This window comes from Aquitalea magnusonii, assembly GCF_003202035.1.
Classification (GTDB): Bacteria; Pseudomonadota; Gammaproteobacteria; order Burkholderiales; family Chromobacteriaceae; genus Aquitalea; species Aquitalea magnusonii.
This window is the reverse complement of the sequence record NZ_QJKC01000018.1, coordinates 1-17,073: the sequence shown is the minus strand read 5'-3', so window position 1 is coordinate 17,073 and position 17,073 is coordinate 1. Positions and strand designations below refer to the sequence as shown.

The following is a 17,073-nucleotide window of genomic DNA, read 5'->3' as shown; positions in this document are numbered from 1 at the left end:
GTCGCAAGGCCCCGCTTTTTTTCGCCCCACGGCCCTCCCTGGCCGCCCGCTATCAGCAAGCCATCACAAGAACCCTGCGCCGCAAGGCAGCGGGCATGCAGTCGCAACAACAGGTGCCCGCCATATCTGGCAGCCCTGTGCAGTTCATCCTTGATTCAACCTGTCTATCTGTGGAGAACGTAATGCTGAAACGACACTTTCTTGCCCTGTTGCTGGCTGGTCTGGCCCTGCCATTCTGTAGCCAGGCGGCTGACAAGCCCACCATCAAGATCGGCTATGTGGAAGGCTGGTCGGATAGTGTGGCCACCACCAATGTGGCGGCCAACATCATTCGCAACAAGCTGGGCTATCCGGTGGAAATGGTGCCGGTAGCCGCCGGCATCATGTGGCAGGGCGTGGCGCGTGGCGACCTGGATGCCACGCTGTCGGCCTGGCTGCCCACCACCCACGAGGCGTATTACAGCCAGTTCAAGGACAAGGTGGTGGACGTTGCCGTCAACTATCCGGGCGCCAGGATCGGCCTGATCGTGCCTGATTATGTGCCCGCCCATTCCATTGCCGACCTCAACGCCAACAAGGCCGCCTTCCAGGGGCGTATCGTCGGCATCGATGCCGGTGCCGGCGTGATGAAGAAAACCGAAGAAGCCATCAAGAAATACCAGCTGGACTACACCCTGCTGCCCAGCTCCGGTACCGGCATGGCGGCCGAACTGGCCCGCTCCATCAACAGCAAGAAGGCCATTGCCGTCACCGGCTGGATTCCGCACTGGATGTTTGCCAAGTGGAAGCTGCGCTTCCTGGATGACCCGCAGAAAGTCTATGGCGAGGCCGAGCATGTCGACAGCGTGGTCCATCCCGGCCTTAGCACCAAGGCACCGGAAGTGGTGGCCTTCCTGAAGAAATTCCGCTGGAAGCCGGAAGAAATCGGCAAGGTGATGCTGGATGTGGAAAACGGTGCCAAACCGGCGGCCGCCGCTGATGGCTGGGTCAAGGCCAATCCGGCCAAGGTAAACGAGTGGACGCATTGACGCGTATTGATGGCAGGCGGCCGGCCACTGCCGGCTAGCCACTGTCGAAATTGCTCAGCAAACGGCTGCCAGGCCGAGTGGCTTGTTCGCCGGCCTGGTGCTGCCGTGCGGCGGCTTGCGCTGGCGCACGGGACAGCGCGGCATGCTGTTCCAGCCAGTTGGCCAGCAAGGGCCAGATTTCGTTTTTGGCATTCTTGGAGAGCAAGAGCCGGTCGTGGCTGTAATCTTCCAGAAAGCCATGTGCGCGGTCGCACAGCACAAAGCGTTTATCGTGGCTGGCAAAGCTTTGCAGCAAGTGCCGGCATCCGTCAGGCGGCGAGATGAAGCAATCGCCACCGCCGGCCAGGGCCAGTACCGGCAGGCTTTGCTGGCCCAGTGCCGCCTGGTAGTCGAAACCATCCGCGCTGCGTATTGCACCGCGTAGATTCCAGCGACACCACTGCCGCAACAGCAGGCTGCTTTCCGCCTCGCTGGCCACCGTGGCCCAGCGCGGTGAAATCTGCTGCCGCAAGGGCAGCAGCATGGACATCAGCCTGATCTGCCATTGCGGCCACCAGGGCCGGCCGGTGCTGCTGGCCTGTGCCGCCAGCAATAACAATCCTGCCAGCCGGCTGCAGTCGGCTCCCTGGCGCGCCAGCCACAGGCTGGCGATCAGCCCTCCGCCGGAATGACCCAACCAGAATGGCCGTTGCGGGGCGCATTCTTCCTCTACGGCCCGCAGGATGGCAACCACGTCCTGCCCGGCAATGGTTTCAAAATTATAGGGATGGCGTGGCATGGCGCTGCTGCCGTGGCCGCGCCAGTCAAACAGCCAGCATTGCCAGCCAAGCGCCGCCAGATGGCGGGCCAGCGGGGTACAGCTGCGCTGATTGGAAAAGGTGCCGTGCGACAGGATGAGGGGAGGGCAATCACGGTCGCCTATCCGGCTGATGAACAAGCGGGTGCCGTCGTCGGTAATGGTATGCATGGGCTGGACCAGGTGTAGGGGTGCAAGGAGCCGGCAAGGCCGGGCTGGTTCATGACCGTTGAATATGCCCGGATTGCTGGCCGGCTTGGACTGGCCGAATTTGCTGGCGTTGGCCCCAGTCACCCGCTTATTGCGCAGAACTGCGGCGATACAGACTCAGGGCACTGGCCAGACTGGCCAGGGTGGCGGCACCGTTATGCAGTGCCAGCAGCATGGTCGGGCCAGGGGGGATGGTGGCCGCGGTGGCGGCAATGACATAGCGCAAGCGTGTTGTCGGGCCCATGGCGGGCGCTTGTTGCAGGGGAAAGGTAAAAGTGGCGGCATGGCCGAGCGGGCTGGTGCCGCGGCCTGTGCAAGATGCTTGGCAACTTTCAGCTTTTGTCCGGATGCCGGCAAGCCGTGTCCGGCGCTGTTTGGCGGTTTCCTGTTCTTTGTTAGAGCAAGAGCGCTTGCCACGGCCAAGGCTGACGGTCGCGGCTTGTCCGGGAGCGACCGGCTGGTCGGTATGGGGCAAATACCTGTCGCAAGCGCTGAATCGCCGCCGCATGCCCTCCGGCACCATGCAAGGCAATGGCGGACAGACTCGCCCATCTTGCTCAGGAGAGTGGCATGCAACCTCAACTTCCCATCGACGTCGATGCCGACACCGGCGTCTGGACCACCAACGGCCTGCCCATGCTGTATGTGCCGCGCCATTTCTTCATCAACAATCATCTGGCCATCGAGGCGGCACTGGGCCGCCGGGTGTATGCCGATTCGCTGTACGAAGCCGGTTATCGCTCCGCCCATTTCTGGTGCGGCAGCGAGGCGCAAACCCACGGCCTGACCGGCATGGCGGTGTTCGAACACTATCTGTCCCGCCTGTCGCAGCGTGGCTGGGGTCAGTTCAGCTTTATCGAGGCCGATGAAAGCACCGGCAATGCCAGCATCCGCCTGGACAACTCCTGTTTCGTGCTGGCGCAGGGCGTGGCCGGTGCACCGCAGAGCGAACACATGGCCTGCTACCTGTTTGCCGGCTGGTTTGCCGGTGCCATGGACTGGGTGGGCGAAAACCTGGGCCATGACTACCGCACCGTCAGCCGCGAAAGCCAGTGTGCCGGCCTGGGGGCCGACTACTGCATTTTCACCGTTCATCCCTTGTAAGCCGGGAGTCGCCCCATGCGCTATCCGCACCTGTTTGCGCCCATTACCCTTAACAAGCTCACGCTGCGCAACCGCGTGGTGAGCACCGCGCATGCCGAGGTGTATGCCGAGCCGGGCGGCCTGCCCGGCGACCGTTACATCCGCTATTACGAAGAAAAGGCCAAGGGCGGCCTGGGCCTGGCCATTTGTGGCGGTTCCAGCCCGGTGTCCATCGACAGCCCGCAAAGCTGGTGGAAATCGGTGAACCTGGCCACCGACGCCATCATCGACCCGCTGGCACGCCTGGCCGAGGCCATGCACCGCCACGGCGCCAAGATCATGATCCAGGCCACCCACATGGGCCGCCGCTCCAGCTATTACGGCGAGCACTGGCCGCATCTGGTCAGCCCGTCCGGCATTCGCGAGCCGGTGCACCGTGGCAATGCCAAGGTGATCGAGCAGCATGAAATCCGCCGCATCATTGCCGACTTTGCCCAGGCTGCGCGCCGGGTAAAGGCCGCCGGCATGGACGGCATCGAGATTTCCGCCGCCCACCAGCACCTGATCGACCAGTTCTGGAGCCCGCGCACCAACTTCCGCACCGACGAATGGGGCGGCAGCTTTGAAAACCGCCTGCGCTTTGGCGTGGAGGTGCTCAATGCGGTGCGGGCCGAAGTGGGCCCGGATTTCTGCGTCGGCCTGCGCATGTGCGGCGACGAATTCCACGAAGACGGCCTCAGCCACGACATGCTGAAGGACATTGCCGCAGCGATGTCGGAAACCGGGCTGATCGACTACCTGTCGGTAGTGGGGTCCGGGGCCGACACCCACAACACCCTGGCCAACTGCATGCCGCCGATGGCCTTGCCACCAGAGCCGTTTGTGCATCTGGCTGCCGGCATCAAGTCGGTGTCCAAGGTGCCGGTGATGCACGCGCAAAGCATTCGCGACCCGGTGCAGGCCGAGCGCATTCTGGCCAGCGGCATGGTGGACATGGTGGGCATGACCCGCGCCCATATTGCCGACCCGCATCTGGTGATCAAGATCCGCGATGGCAAGGAAGACCAGATCCGCCAGTGCGTGGGGGCCAACTACTGCATCGACCGCCAGTATCACGGCCAGGATGTGCTGTGCATCCAGAATGCCGCCACCAGCCGCGAAGCCACCATGCCACACGATATTGCCAAGGCCGACAAGCTGCGCAAGGTGGTGGTAGTGGGTGCCGGCCCGGCCGGGCTGGAAGCCGCCCGCGTGGCGCGCGAGCGTGGCCATGAAGTGGTGCTGTTCGAGAAACAGCCGCAGGTAGGCGGGCAGATCGTACTCGCCGCCAAGGCCCCGCAGCGCGAACAGATGGCCGGCATCGTGCGCTGGCTGGACATGGAAACCCAGCGTCTGGGGGTGGATCGCCGTCTGGGCGTGGCCGCCGACAAGGCGATGATTCTGGCGGAAAAACCGGACATCGTGGTGCTGGCCACCGGCGGTATTCCCTATACCAGCCAGGTGCCGGACTGGGGCGTGGAAGAGGGCGTGGCGGTCAGCAGCTGGGACATCCTGTCCGGCAAGGTGGAACCGGGCAAAAACGTGCTGGTGTATGACGCCGTCAGCACCCAGGCCGGTTTCGGGGTGGCCGACTTCCTGTCCAGCCGTGGCAGCACGGTGGAAATCGTCACCCCGGACGTAAAAGTGGGCGACGACACCGGCGGTACCACTTTCCCCATTTTCTACCGTCGCCTGTATGCACAAGGCATCATCCCCACCCCCAATTTCTGGCTGGACAAGGTGTATGCCGAGGGCGACAAGAAAATCGCCGTGCTGCGCAACGAATACACCGAGGCGCTGGAAGAACGGGCGGTGGATCAGGTGGTGATCGAAAACGGCATCCTGCCCAATGACAGCCTGTACTGGGACATGAAGGAGCTGTCGAAGAACCAGGGCCAGACCGATGTCCACACCCTGTTTGCTTCGCAGCCGCAGCCTTCCCTGTCGCAGCCGCTGGCGGCGGGTGAGTTTTTGCTGTTCCGCGTGGGTGACTGCATTTCCATGCACAACATCCACGGTGCCATCTACGACGCCCTGCGTCTGGTGAAGGATTTCTGACATGAGCTTCTCCCTTGCCCATGCCCTGACCGGACTGTTCTGGCTGGGTGCGCTCCTGCTACTGGGTGGCCTGGCCAGACGCGCCAGCCTGTGGCAGCAGGGGCACAGCGCCAGTGTGTCCTGGCTTGGCCTTCTGGCCATGCCCAAACGCTATTTTGTCGATATCCACCACGTGGTGGCGCGCGAGCCCGCCGTGGCCCGTGCCCACGTGGCGGCAGCCGGTGGTGGCGTGGCCATCCTGCTGCTGTCGGCGCTCAACTACGGCCTGATGCTGTACCAGGGCTGGCTGGACGTGCTGCTGGTGCTGATGGCCGCGGTGATGCTGCTGGGGGCGCGCATGATGCAGGCGCGACGCCTGCAAGCCCCGCCACGGCTGTCGCAAGGCCGCTGGCAAGTCTTGCCCGCCCGCCTGCGCCTGTTTGCGCTGGGCAGCTTGCTGGCCGCCGGCCTGCTGTTTGCCGGGCCGCAGATGGGCATGGCCGGGCAGCTGATTGCTGTTGCGGCGCTGCTGATGCTGGCCTTGGGCGGTGCCGAGCTGGCGCTGGGCATTGGCCTGGGCTGGCCGATGAAACATGCGGTGGCCGGCCTGCTGCATCTGGCTTTCCATCCGCGTGCCGAACGCTTTGCCGGCAAATCCTCCGACCTCAAGCCGTTGAATCTGGCCGCGGGCGAGCTGGGTGTGGCCAAGGTGGAGGACTTCGCCTGGAACCGTCTGCTGTCCTTTGACGCCTGTGTGCAGTGCGGCAAGTGCGAGGCCGCCTGTCCGGCCTATGCCGCCGGTCAGCCGCTCAACCCGAAAAAGCTGATCCAGGACATGGTGGCAGCGCAAAGCCGTGGCACCGACCCGGCCTACGCCGGCAACCCGCATCCGGGCCGCGAGGCGGCTGTGGTGGTGAAGCCGGGCGAGGACATCGTCGGCAGCGTGCTGGCGGCAGAAACGCTGTGGTCCTGCACCACCTGCCGGGCCTGCGTGGAAAACTGTCCGATGCTGATCGAGCACGTGGACACCGTGGTCAACCTGCGTCGTCACGTCACCCTCAGCCGTGGCGAAGTGCCGGGCAAGGGCAGCGAGGCGCTGGCCAATCTGCGCAATACCGACACCGTGGGCGGCTACCCGCTGGCGGTGCGTTACCACTGGGCGATTGATCTGGACCTGCCGGTGCTGCAGCCGGGCGATCAAACCGAATGGCTGCTGCTGGCCGGTGAGGGCGCTTTCGACATGCGTTACCAGCGTGCATTGCGCGCGCTGGTGAAAGTACTGAAAGCCGCTGGCGTGAAAGTGGCGGTGCTGGGCGCAGCCGAGCGCGACTGCGGCGACGTGGCGCGCCGTCTGGGCGACGAAGCCGGTTTCCAGCGGCTGGCCAAGGCCAATATCGCCACGCTGGCGCAATACCGTTTTGACCGCATCGTCACGCCGGACCCGCATGTATTCCACTGCCTGGCCAATGAATATCCGGCCTTCGGTGGCCAGTTCGAGGTGTGGCACCACAGCAAGCTGCTGGAACACCTGCTGGCGCGCCGTGCCATTCCGCTGAAGGCCGATGCCACGCCGCTGCCGCCGCTCACCTTCCACGACCCCTGCTATCTGGGCCGTTACAACGATGGCTTCAATGCGCCGCGCAATGTACTCAAGGGCATTGGCATCAAAGTGGTGGACATGCAGCGCTCCGGGCGCGATGCCCGCTGCTGCGGCTGGGGTGGTGGCGCGGCCTTTACCGATATTCCCGGCCAGCGTCGTATTCCCGACATGCGCATGGATGACATCCGCGAAACCGGCACCGGCCGGGTGGCGGTGGCCTGCCCCAATTGCACGGCCATGCTGGAAGGCGTGGTGGGTGAGCGGGCAGACGTGATCGAACTGGCCGAACTGGTGGCCGAACGCCTGGCCTGAGGCGAGCCGGGGCCGAAGCACAGACTTTGCCCCGTCCGCTGCTGCTTACAAGGAGAAAGTGATGGATTTTTCTACCCAGGCCATTCCGCGCATCGACCCGCGTCGCCCGTGGGTGCTGGGGCCCAGCGGCCTCAAGCGCATTGTGCTGGGCGATGACAGCGGCAGCCGCGACGCCGCCATGCTGGCTCACGGCCCGGCCCACAAGCCGCTGCGCAGTAACGGGCCGTTCAACCAGCGTCTGCTGGTGGTAGCCCATGCCGAGCGCGGCCAGCTGGATGATGCCGCGCGCGAAGCCATTGCCGCCGCCGCCATTCTGGCGGGCAAGGACGGTGAAGTGCTGGCCTTGCTGTACGGCATGGAAGATGCTGCGCCGGAAGCACTGGCCGAGCTGGCGGTAGACCGCGCCCTGACCGTGGCCGACCCCGGCTATGCGCCGGAACAGAAACTGGCCTTGCTGCAACAACTGTTGCAGCAGGAAAGCCCGCATACCGTGCTGTTTGCCGACCGTGGCGAAGATGCCGACCTGGGCCGCCGTCTGGCCTGTCGCGCCCGGCTGTCGGTGGTGACCGATGTGGTGGAAATCGCCGCCGATGGTGTGCGCCGTCGCCAGCCCGGTGCCGGTTTCAGCCTGCGTGAACGTGCCCAGCTGCTGTTGCTGGCGCGTGGCGTGGCCGAAGCCAAACTGCCTTTTGTCGGCAAGGGCGAGCGGCTGCAAAGCGCTGCCTTGCCAGCCGTCAGCGAACAGGTGCAGGACCTGGGCAGTGCCGCCAGTCCGGCCTCCGAGCTGGCACTGGAAGAGGCCGACCTGATCGTGTCCGCCGGGAATGGCGTCAGCAATGTGCCGGGCTTTCTGGCGCTGGCCGAAGCGCTGGGCGCGGCGGTGGGCGCCTCGCGCGTGGCGGTGGACGATGGCCGTTTCACCCGCGACAAGCAGGTGGGTGCCACCGGCAAGACGGTGCAGGCCAGTGCCTATATCGCGCTGGGCATCTCCGGGGCGGTACAGCATCTGCAGGGCATCAAGTCCTGCCGCCATGTGATTGCGGTGAACCTGGATGCCGCCGCCCCCATGATCAAGCGGGCCGACCTCAGCATCATCGACGACTGCCAGTCCTTCATCAGTGCGTTTGAACAACTGGTGCGGCGTGAGCGCAAGGAGAAGCAAGTATGAAAATAGCCGTCCTGGTTTCCCCCGCCGTGCATCCGGTCAGCGGCCGTCCCTGTGCCGGCGAGGCCGATCTGGCCGCCCTGGCCCTGGCACAGCGCCTGCCCGGTGAGCTGCAAGTCTGGTATGCCGGTGCTGCCGACGATGCCGCGCTGGCCGATTATCTGGCGCGCGGTGCCGGCACGATCCACAGCCTGAACCTGAGCCCGGACAGCGATGTGCTGTCTGCGCTGGGCTCGGCCTTGCAGGGTGTCGACATGGTGTTGTGTGGTGCCCGTTCCGGAGGTGGTGATGGTTCCGGCCTGCTGCCTTACCAATTGGCCGAGCAACTGGGCGCAGCCTTGCTGCCGGATGTGCTGGACTTGTCCAAATCCGACCGGCAATGGCGGGCGGTGCAGGCGCTGCCCAAGGGCGTGCGGCGCACCTTGCAGGCCAGCCTGCCGCTGGTGGCCAGCGTCAACCCGCGTGCCGCCACTGCGCCGGGCTGGAGTTATGCGCGGCTGCAACAGGGGAAAATCCGCCGCAAAGCCGCTACTGGCGCGGCTTTGGCCCCGGTGGTGCTGGAGCCTTCCCGCCGTGCGCGCGCGCTGGTGGCCGCCAGCAAGGTCAGTGGTCATGCCCGCATGCAAGGTGCCATTGCCGGGGGCGATGCCAAGGCTGCCGGCGTGGTCGTAAAACAGGGTGATTCTGTCGAGAAAGCGCAAGTTGTGCTGGATTACCTCAGGCAACATCAACTCGTCGATTTCTGACAACAACCCCGCCGCATCCGACCAGCACCCCACCCACCGGCTAGCAGGATGCCAACCAAGACTTGTTTGGAGATGAGTGAAATGCAAGAAAGCGCCATTACCTTCCAGCCGGTGCACAAACTGCGCGAGCTGGTCGCCCGCCGCCAGCCGGGCCACAGCCTGGAAGCGCCGTTTTACAATTCGCAGGAAGTGTTCGAGGCCGACCTCAAATACATCTTCCAGCGTCACTGGATCTATGTGGCGGTGGCGGCGGAAATCCCCGAACCGGGCGACTATGTCACCGTGGAAATCGGCAAGGAACCCATCCTGATCCTGCGTGACGACGACATGCAGATCAAGGCTTTCCACAATGTCTGCCGCCACCGTGGCTCGCGCCTGTGCGCCGATGAAAAAGGTTCGGTGGGCAATCTGGTCTGTCCTTATCACCAGTGGACCTACAACCTGGCCGGCAAGCTGATTTTTGCCGACCACATGCCCGAAGGCTTCGACCTGTCGCATCACAGCCTGAAACCGGTGCATCTGAAGAATCTGGAGGGCCTGCTGTTTGTCTGCCTGGCCGACGAGCCGCCGGCCGACATCGACCAGATGCTGGAGCAGATGGGCCCCTATATCGCCCCGCACCAGATTGAAAACACCAAGGTGGCCGCCCAGATCGACATCATCGAGGCGGGCAACTGGAAGCTGACGATGGAAAACAACCGCGAGTGCTACCACTGCACCGGCAACCATCCCGAGCTGACCATCTCGCTGTATGCCTACAGCTACGGCTTTGCGCCCAAGGCCGAACTGGCCGCGGGCCTGGCCAACTATGAAAAAATCGTCAAGGACAGCCATGCGCGCTGGGAGGCCTGTGGCCTGCCGTCGGCGGAAATCGAAAAGCTGTCCGATGTATCCGGCTTCCGCACCATGCGCATGCCGCTGGACCGCAAGGGCCAGTCGCAAACCATGGACACCGGCGCAGCCTGCAAGAAGCTGCTGGGCGACATCAAGGATGCCGACTCCGGTGGCCTGTCCTTCTGGACGCAGCCCAACTCCTGGCACCACTTCATGGCCGACCACATCGTCACCTTCACCGTGCTGCCGCTGACTCCGGACACCACCCTGGTGCGCACCAAGTGGCTGGTGCACAAGGACGCAGTGGAAGGCGTGGATTACGACGTGGCCAACCTCACCCGCGTATGGAATGCCACCAACGGCCAGGACCGCCATCTGGTGGAAGAGTCGCAAGTGGGCGTCAACAGCAGCGCCTACCGCCCCGGCCCGTATTCGCCGTATACCGAAGAGCTGGTGGAGAAATTCACCAACTGGTATATCGGCCGCCTGGGGGCTGGGCTGGAGCAGGGTTGATCCCGTTATTTGCATCAGACTTGTAGCAAACGGCGGGCTGCCTGGCGCGGCCTGCCACTCATAGAACCGCTAACAAAACCGCGTAGAGAACCCGGGGCGCGGGGGTTTTGTTATCGGGTCTTACAGCAACAGCCCGCCAACGGGCGATCAGCCAGTCAGCAAAGGAATCGCCATGAGCAGCGTCAACACACATCCGGATACCCACCCGCAAGCCGCCGACCTGCCGTGGTGGCAGCCGGGCGAAGACAGCACGCTGCAATGCGTGCAGGTGCGTGAGGAAACCCACGACGTCAAAACCTTTGTGTTCCGGGCCGAACCGCCACGCCGCTTTCATTACCAGCCCGGCCAGTTCATCACGCTGGAGCTGGACATCAACGGGGAGAGCGTCAACCGCTGCTACACCCTGTCCTCCAGCCCCACGCGGCCAGACCGGGTCAGCATCACCGTCAAGCGCATACCCGGTGGCGTGGTGTCCGGCTGGTTGCATGACACCCTGCGTCCCGGCATGCAGCTGGATGTGCTGGGGCCGTCCGGCGAATTCACCTATGTACGCCATGCCAGCACGCCGTATCTGTTCCTGTCGGCCGGTAGCGGCATCACCCCGCTGATGTCGATGAGCCGGGCGCTGACCGACCTGGCCAGCGGCGCGGACATCGTGTTTGTCCACAGTGCGCGCTCGCCGCGCGACATCATTTTCCGCAAGGAACTGGCGCAGCTGGCCAGCAGCCATCCCACCTTCAGCCAGGCCATTGTCTGTGAAAACCGCCAGGGCGAGCCGGAATGGCCGGGCTTTACCGGCCGGCTGGACGCCGCGCGCCTGCTGCACATGGTGCCGGACCTGATGGCGCGCCAGGTGTTCTGCTGCGGCCCGGCGCCCTATATGGCCTCGGTACGGCAGCTGCTGCAGGACTGTGGTTTTGACATGCAGCACTACCACGAAGAGAGCTTCAATTTTGCCGAGCTGAATGCCGCGCCGCCGGATGCAGCCGTAGACGAAATCTCCGCCAGCTGCGAGGGCGGCGGCTTTAATGTGCACTTTGCCAAGATGGGGGATGACTTGTCAGTCGCCCCTGGGCAAACGGTATTGGCGGCGGCGCTGGCCAAGGGCATGCGCCTGCCGGCGTCCTGCACCCGTGGCGTGTGCGGCACCTGCAAGACCAGATTGCTGGAAGGCAAGGTGGACATGCAGCACGAAGGTGGCATCCGCCAGCGCGAGGTGGATCAGGGCTATTTCCTGCCGTGCTGTAGTAAACCACTGAGTGATCTGGTGGTGGATCGTTGATTTTCCCCTGGGCCTGCTCCCCCGGCAGGTCCGCCGTGTGGCTCCCTTGATGCCTGTCTGTCATTGCGATAGCAGGCATTTTTCTTGCTAATCACCTTTTAGCTGCGCAGCCTGCTCTGGGCGGGCGATTTGCTGCATTGCGTCAGTGCCATTCACCGGCGGGCGGCTGGCGGAAACAGCAATGTTGCTGTTTTTTTACGACAGCTATCAGCGCTACTTGATGCCTATCTGTGGGCGGCCAAGGGCTTGATTTTGCTAGCGGGGATAAAGAATTGTCATTTTTCGACCTGATGTCGTTTCAAGACAGCTTGATGTCGGAATGCGGTTATTTTGAATACCACTAACTCCCTAAGGTGAGCCTTGATTTACATTAAATATTCTTCGAAATCGTCTGCTGCGCAAAAGATGCCCGGCTGGCTGTTGCCAGGTATCTGCTTGCCGCGTTGCACCCGCTCGCGGCAGCACCTGTCGCACGGGTGACGGCCATGGGGAATAGACGACAGGCCGGATGGGCCGCAGACAGCGCGCAGCAAGCACGCTGCGGCCCACACCGGTCTGCCAGGCCAGCCTGGCACGCATGTATGAGATGGCCCGGAGCAAGGCACGACGCATCCGGGTAGACCACAGTACTGGCCGGCAGCAGCGCTGCCGTGCCGGACACGATGGATGACTTCCTGTTGCACAAGATTCCAGTACCCCGGACAGCGGTGAATGGAGCAGGCAGCAGGACAGGGCCAGCGTGCGATCGCTACGAAGGAGAAGAGACAATGCAGTCGGCCAAGATAGTGGTGAAGAACCTCTACAAGGTATTCGGAGGGAAGTCCGCGGACGTCATGCGCATGCTGAAGTCCGGCGAGCACAAGGATGATATTTTCAAGAAAACCGGCAGCGTCGTGGGGGTCAACGACGTGTCGTTTGCAGTGGAAGAGGGCGAGATCTTCGTGCTGATGGGCCTGTCCGGCTCCGGCAAGTCCACCCTGATCCGCCTGATCAACCGCCTGATGGACCCGACCGACGGCCAGATCATCCTGGATGGCCAGGACATCACCAAGTTCAATTACAAGCAACTGGTGGAACTGCGCCGCCGCGACATGAGCATGGTGTTCCAGAGCTTTGCCCTGATGCCGCACCGCTCGGTGCTGGACAACGCGGCTTTCGGCCTGGAGATTTCCGGCGTGGACCGCAAAACCCGCGAAGCGCGTGGCATGGAGGTGCTGGAGCAAGTGGGCCTGGCCCCGTTTGCCCACAAGTATCCGCACGAGTTGTCCGGCGGCATGCAGCAGCGGGTGGGCCTGGTGCGTGCACTGGCGGTCAACCCCTCGCTGATGCTGATGGACGAGGCGTTTTCGGCGCTGGATCCGCTCAAACGGGCGGAAATGCAGGACATCCTGCTCGACCTGCAGCGCGAACAGCGCCGCACCATTTTCTTTGTGTCGCATGATCTGGAAGAGGCCCTGCGCATCGGCACCCGCATCGCCATCATGGAAGGCGGCCGCCTGGTGCAGGTGGGCACGCCGCAGCAAATCATCGAAAACCCGGCCGACGACTACGTGCGCAACTTCTTCAAGAGCGTGGACACCTCGCGCTACCTGCAAGCCAAGGACCTGATCGAAGTGGCCAATCCGCCGCACGCCGGCCGGCCCGGCCTGCATGTGCCGCCGTCCTGCAGCCTGCCTGATGTGTTGCAACAGCTGCTGGGGCAGAGCGAACCCTTGCAGGTACGCGACGATCAGGGCCAGTGCCTGGGGCTGATCACGCCCAGCAGCGTGCTGAGCAAGATTTCCCAGCACCGCCTGCAAAGCACCGCCACCCACTGAACAGGACAACAGGCGCACCCTGCCATCCCCGTGCCGGGATGGTGTGTGAGCCGCAGCGAAGGAGTACGCCGTCATGGCTGATATCAGCACGCAAGACATGTTGCCGATTGGCGACTGGGTCAACAAGGTCATTCATTTCATGCTGGACCACAACGCCGGGGCCTTCGACGCCATCGGCAACACCATCGACTGGTTTGCCACCATGGTGGAATTCCTGTTGCTGGGCATTCCGCCGCTGGTGATGGGGGCGATTTTCGCCGCCGTCGGTTTCTGGCGGCTGGGCTGGAAGTTCGCGCTGTTTGTCTGTGCCGCACTGGGCCTGATCTGGGCCACCGGCTTCTGGGGCCAGACCATCGCCACGCTGGCGCTGACCCTGTCCGCCACCTGTGTCAGCCTGCTGCTGGGGGTGCCGGTGGGGATCTGGTGTGCGCGCAACAAGCTGGTGGGCATGCTGGTACGCCCGGTACTGGACTTCATGCAGACCATGCCGGCCTTTGTCTACCTGATTCCGGCCGCCATGTTCTTTGGCCTGGGCCGGGTGCCGGGGATTCTGGCCACCGTGGTGTTTGCCGTACCGCCGGCCGTGCGCCTGACCAGCCTGGGCATCCGCATGGTGAACAAGGAGCAGGTGGAAGCCGGCCATGCCTTTGGCTGTACCTCCTGGCAGCTCTTGTTCAAGGTGCAGCTGCCCATCGCGCTGCCCTCCATCATGGCCGGGGTCAACCAGACCATCATGATGGCGCTGTCCATGGTGATCATTGCCTCCATGGTGGGAGCGGGCGGCCTGGGCAACGACGTACTGGCCAGTATCCAGCGGCTGGATGTGGGCCTGGGTTTTGAAAGCGGCCTGGCGGTGGTGTTGCTTGCCATCATCCTGGACCGCATTACCGAGAGTTTCGGCCATACGCCCACCACACGGGCGGCCGAGCAGGGCAGCTAGTGGCAGTTGAGCCACCCGCCGGGCCGCGGCCACACCGCTGCGGCCACCTTCATACAAAAACAGATCAACACACATCACATGCCGAGGTCACCATGGGTCCGCAACAAATCGCATCGTTGTCGCATATTGGTTTCCTCTTGCTCGACAGATTTTCCATGATCGCCTTCTCCAATGCCGTGGAGCCGCTGCGCATGGCCAATTATCTGTCACGCAAGAAGTTGTATCGCTGGAGCCTGCTGTCGGCCGATGGCCAGCCGGTCGCCGCCAGCAATGGTCTGGAACTCTCTCCCATCACCGCACCCGAAGCCCCGCAGCAATACGACATGCTGATTGTCTGTGGCGGTTGGCAGGTGCGCGAAGCGGTGGACGACAAAACCATTTCCGTCATCCGCCGTTTTGCCGCCCAGGGTGTGCCGCTGGGTGCCATCTGCACCGGCACCTTCGCCCTGGCCAAGGCCGGGGTGCTCAATGGCTACCGCTGTGCCATCCACTGGGAAAACCTGCTGTCCATCAGCGAGGAATTCCCCAAAACCAAGTTCACTTCCGATCTGTTCGTGCTGGACCGCGACCGCTTTACCTGTAGTGGCGGCACCGCGCCGCTGGACTTCATGTGTCACCTGATCCGCCACAAGGGCGGCAAGAGCCTGGCGGCGGACGTGTCCGAGCAGTTCATCGTCGACCGCCTGCGCGACAATGGCGACCGCCAGCACATTCCGCTGCTGGCGCGTATCGGCACCGGCCACGAAACGCTGGTGGACGCTGCGCTGTCGATGGAAAGCAATATCGAAAACCCGCGCTCGCTAGAGAATCTGGCGGATGAACTGGGCGTGTCGCTGCGTCACCTGGAGCGCCTGTTCAAGCGTTATCTCAACACCACCCCGGCGCAGTACTACCTGGACCTGCGCCTGCGCCGCGCGCGCGAGCTGTTGCTGCAAACCAATATGAGCGTGATGGAAGTCACCGTGGCCTGTGGTTTCCTGTCGTCCTCGCACTTTTCCAAATCCTACCGCGGCCTGTTCGGCTACCCGCCCAGCCGCGAGCGCCAGCAGTATCTGGTGGACTCCGCCGTCATTGCCTGAGCCGCCGGGCGGCAAAACCGGCAGCTTGTGCGCACAGCCAGCTCTGTTACTCCTTGCAGGGCTGGTTTTTTTTCTACGGCGCATTGATGCAAGTGGCGGTCGTGCTGGCGCAACTAGTCCTTGTCGCACATGGCAATCTTGACCCTGTGTAAGACCTTGGTTTTCCACCTGTTCTCCGCGACCAACACCCTTGTGTTGGCACGGCAATCCTGTCACCGGGTTGATCAAAACATTTATACGGGAGTGGTGTAATGAAAATTCGCAAGCTGATGCTGGGTTCGCTCTTGCTGGCTGCCTGTGGCAGTGCGCTGGCCAATGACCCGGCGCAATGCCGCAATGTCCGTTTCGCCGATGTCGGCTGGACCGATATCGCCGCCACCACCGGCATGGCCAGCGTGGTGCTGGAAGGCCTGGGCTACAAGCCGACCACCACCATTGCCTCGGTGCCCATTACCTTTTCCGGCATCAAGAGCAAGCAGATCGACGTGTTTCTGGGCTACTGGAACCCGTCCATGACCCCGGTGATCGAGCCCTTCGTCAAGGCCGGCCAGATCAAGGTGCTGGATACCCCCAACCTGGTGGGCGCCAAGTACACGCTGGCAGTGCCGGACTACGTGGCTGCCGGTGGCCTGAAGGATTTCAAGGACATTGCCAAGTTCAAGGACAAGCTGGATGGCAAGATCTACGGCATCGAACCGGGTAATGACGGCAATCTGCTGATCGACGGCATGATCAAGAAAAACCAGTTCAACCTGGCTGGTTTCAAGATGGTGGAATCCAGTGAGGCCGGCATGCTGGCCGAAGTGGAACGCTCCATCCGCCAGAAAAAGTGGGTGGTGTTCCTGGGCTGGGAACCGCACCCGATGAACGTGAAATACAAGATGGCCTACCTGACCGGCGGCGACGATGTATTCGGCCCCAACCTGGGTGAAGCCAAGGTGTTCACCGCCATCAGCCCGGATTACGAAACCCGCTGTCCGAATGTGGGCAAGCTGCTGCATAACCTGCACTTCACCACCAGCATCGAAAACCGCGTGATGGGTCCGATCATGGACAAGGTGAAGCCGGAAACCGCTGCGCGTGATTACCTGAAGAAGAACCCGGACATCCTGAAAACCTGGCTGGCTGGTGTCACCACGCTGGATGGCAAGCCTGGCCTGGCTGCGGTGAACAAGGCACTGGGTCACTGATTTAATCGGTAGCGCACCTTTGAAAGCCCTGGCTCTGGTCGGGGCTTTTTGCTGGGGAGGCGGGTGTGCAGCCTATGGCAGCTCCGACAGGTGTTCTTATCATCCGCGTGAGCGGATGTTTGTCCTTTGTGCATCAAGAAAACCATCGAAAAGCAAAGACAAATACAACTTCGCGGGTCTCGCCCCGCCGGCGAGGTACTTTCTTTTGCTTCGCCAAAAAAGAAAGTACGGCGGTTTCAAGAGCTAAGTGCAACACCAACCAATTAAAGGTTAAGTTGTTGCATGCAAAGAACTTATGAGCACCTCAGTGCCGAAGAACGCGGGTTCATCATGGCAATGAAACAGCAGGGAGAGAGTGCCAGGGCCATTGCAAAGGCATTGCACCGGGCTCCCAGCACGATT

General features: G+C 62.9%; 15 protein-coding genes. 13 read left to right on the top strand and 2 right to left on the bottom strand.

Going from position 1 to position 17,073, the window contains the following annotated elements; genetic code table 11:
• Positions 1-182 precede the first annotated feature (182 nt).
• Positions 183-1,028, top strand: a complete 846-nt coding sequence (locus DFR38_RS16870) for a glycine betaine ABC transporter substrate-binding protein (RefSeq protein WP_059285249.1) — start codon at positions 183-185, stop codon at positions 1,026-1,028.
• A 34-nt stretch (positions 1,029-1,062) separates the two neighbouring features.
• Here DFR38_RS16870 and DFR38_RS16865 read toward each other — a convergent pair whose 3' ends face one another.
• A complete protein-coding gene (locus tag DFR38_RS16865; protein ID WP_146215999.1) occupies positions 1,063-1,995 on the bottom strand; it encodes an alpha/beta hydrolase in 933 nt (310 codons plus the stop codon).
• A 127-nt stretch (positions 1,996-2,122) separates the two neighbouring features.
• Complete coding sequence (locus DFR38_RS21455; RefSeq protein WP_193394271.1) at positions 2,123-2,278, bottom strand: hypothetical protein; 156 nt, start codon at positions 2,276-2,278, stop codon at positions 2,123-2,125.
• A 326-nt stretch (positions 2,279-2,604) separates the two neighbouring features.
• Between DFR38_RS21455 and DFR38_RS16855 the strand changes: the two genes are divergently transcribed.
• The 12 genes from DFR38_RS16855 to DFR38_RS21915 all read left to right on the top strand — a co-directional run.
• Positions 2,605-3,138, top strand: a complete 534-nt coding sequence (locus DFR38_RS16855) for a DUF5943 domain-containing protein (protein WP_059285251.1) — start codon at positions 2,605-2,607, stop codon at positions 3,136-3,138.
• 15 nt (positions 3,139-3,153) lie between these two features.
• Positions 3,154-5,214 (top strand): NADH:flavin oxidoreductase, encoded by a 2,061-nt coding sequence (locus tag DFR38_RS16850; protein ID WP_110313658.1) that lies wholly within the window; start codon positions 3,154-3,156, stop codon positions 5,212-5,214.
• 1 nt (position 5,215) lies between these two features.
• Complete coding sequence (locus tag DFR38_RS16845) at positions 5,216-7,105, top strand: DUF3483 domain-containing protein (protein ID WP_110313657.1); 1,890 nt, start codon at positions 5,216-5,218, stop codon at positions 7,103-7,105.
• A gap of 61 nt (positions 7,106-7,166) precedes the next feature.
• Positions 7,167-8,273: an FAD-binding protein gene (locus DFR38_RS16840; RefSeq protein WP_110313656.1), complete on the top strand. Its 1,107-nt coding sequence runs from the start codon at positions 7,167-7,169 to the stop codon at positions 8,271-8,273.
• Positions 8,270-9,016 carry an electron transfer flavoprotein subunit beta gene (locus DFR38_RS16835; protein ID WP_110313655.1) on the top strand — a complete coding sequence of 249 codons (747 nt, stop codon included), beginning with the start codon at positions 8,270-8,272 and terminating at the stop codon, positions 9,014-9,016. The genes DFR38_RS16840 and DFR38_RS16835 overlap by 4 nt, the downstream gene beginning before the upstream one ends.
• A gap of 81 nt (positions 9,017-9,097) precedes the next feature.
• Positions 9,098-10,363, top strand: a complete 1,266-nt coding sequence (locus tag DFR38_RS16830) for an aromatic ring-hydroxylating oxygenase subunit alpha (RefSeq protein WP_059287100.1) — start codon at positions 9,098-9,100, stop codon at positions 10,361-10,363.
• Positions 10,364-10,535: 172 nt separating this feature from the next.
• The gene (locus DFR38_RS16825; protein WP_059287096.1) at positions 10,536-11,645 is read left to right on the top strand and encodes an FAD-binding oxidoreductase; all 1,110 of its coding nucleotides are present in this window, start codon (positions 10,536-10,538) and stop codon (positions 11,643-11,645) included.
• Between the two features lie 767 nt (positions 11,646-12,412).
• Positions 12,413-13,462 (top strand): quaternary amine ABC transporter ATP-binding protein, encoded by a 1,050-nt coding sequence (locus DFR38_RS16820; RefSeq protein WP_059287097.1) that lies wholly within the window; start codon positions 12,413-12,415, stop codon positions 13,460-13,462.
• 73 nt (positions 13,463-13,535) lie between these two features.
• On the top strand, positions 13,536-14,402 hold the full coding sequence (locus tag DFR38_RS16815; RefSeq protein WP_233170570.1) for an ABC transporter permease: 867 nt from the start codon (positions 13,536-13,538) through the stop codon (positions 14,400-14,402).
• A gap of 92 nt (positions 14,403-14,494) precedes the next feature.
• The gene (locus DFR38_RS16810; RefSeq protein WP_059287098.1) at positions 14,495-15,481 is read left to right on the top strand and encodes a GlxA family transcriptional regulator; all 987 of its coding nucleotides are present in this window, start codon (positions 14,495-14,497) and stop codon (positions 15,479-15,481) included.
• Between the two features lie 251 nt (positions 15,482-15,732).
• Complete coding sequence (locus tag DFR38_RS16805; RefSeq protein ID WP_059287099.1) at positions 15,733-16,671, top strand: choline ABC transporter substrate-binding protein; 939 nt, start codon at positions 15,733-15,735, stop codon at positions 16,669-16,671.
• Between the two features lie 282 nt (positions 16,672-16,953).
• The coding region (locus DFR38_RS21915; protein WP_146215901.1) for a helix-turn-helix domain-containing protein at positions 16,954-17,073 on the top strand (120 nt) is incomplete at its 3' end.

Excerpts from the sequence above, each read along its gene's own strand:
- DFR38_RS16870 (WP_059285249.1), top strand. The coding sequence starts at position 183 with ATGCTGAAACGACACTTTCTTGCCCTGTTGCTGGCTGGTCTGGCCCTG.
- DFR38_RS16865 (WP_146215999.1), bottom strand. The coding sequence starts at position 1,995 with ATGCATACCATTACCGACGACGGCACCCGCTTGTTCATCAGCCGGATA.
- DFR38_RS21455 (WP_193394271.1), bottom strand. The coding sequence starts at position 2,278 with ATGGGCCCGACAACACGCTTGCGCTATGTCATTGCCGCCACCGCGGCC.
- DFR38_RS16855 (WP_059285251.1), top strand. The coding sequence starts at position 2,605 with ATGCAACCTCAACTTCCCATCGACGTCGATGCCGACACCGGCGTCTGG.
- DFR38_RS16850 (WP_110313658.1), top strand. The coding sequence starts at position 3,154 with ATGCGCTATCCGCACCTGTTTGCGCCCATTACCCTTAACAAGCTCACG.
- DFR38_RS16845 (WP_110313657.1), top strand. The coding sequence starts at position 5,216 with ATGAGCTTCTCCCTTGCCCATGCCCTGACCGGACTGTTCTGGCTGGGT.
- DFR38_RS16840 (WP_110313656.1), top strand. The coding sequence starts at position 7,167 with ATGGATTTTTCTACCCAGGCCATTCCGCGCATCGACCCGCGTCGCCCG.
- DFR38_RS16835 (WP_110313655.1), top strand. The coding sequence starts at position 8,270 with ATGAAAATAGCCGTCCTGGTTTCCCCCGCCGTGCATCCGGTCAGCGGC.
- DFR38_RS16830 (WP_059287100.1), top strand. The coding sequence starts at position 9,098 with ATGCAAGAAAGCGCCATTACCTTCCAGCCGGTGCACAAACTGCGCGAG.
- DFR38_RS16825 (WP_059287096.1), top strand. The coding sequence starts at position 10,536 with ATGAGCAGCGTCAACACACATCCGGATACCCACCCGCAAGCCGCCGAC.
- DFR38_RS16820 (WP_059287097.1), top strand. The coding sequence starts at position 12,413 with ATGCAGTCGGCCAAGATAGTGGTGAAGAACCTCTACAAGGTATTCGGA.
- DFR38_RS16815 (WP_233170570.1), top strand. The coding sequence starts at position 13,536 with ATGGCTGATATCAGCACGCAAGACATGTTGCCGATTGGCGACTGGGTC.
- DFR38_RS16810 (WP_059287098.1), top strand. The coding sequence starts at position 14,495 with ATGGGTCCGCAACAAATCGCATCGTTGTCGCATATTGGTTTCCTCTTG.
- DFR38_RS16805 (WP_059287099.1), top strand. The coding sequence starts at position 15,733 with ATGAAAATTCGCAAGCTGATGCTGGGTTCGCTCTTGCTGGCTGCCTGT.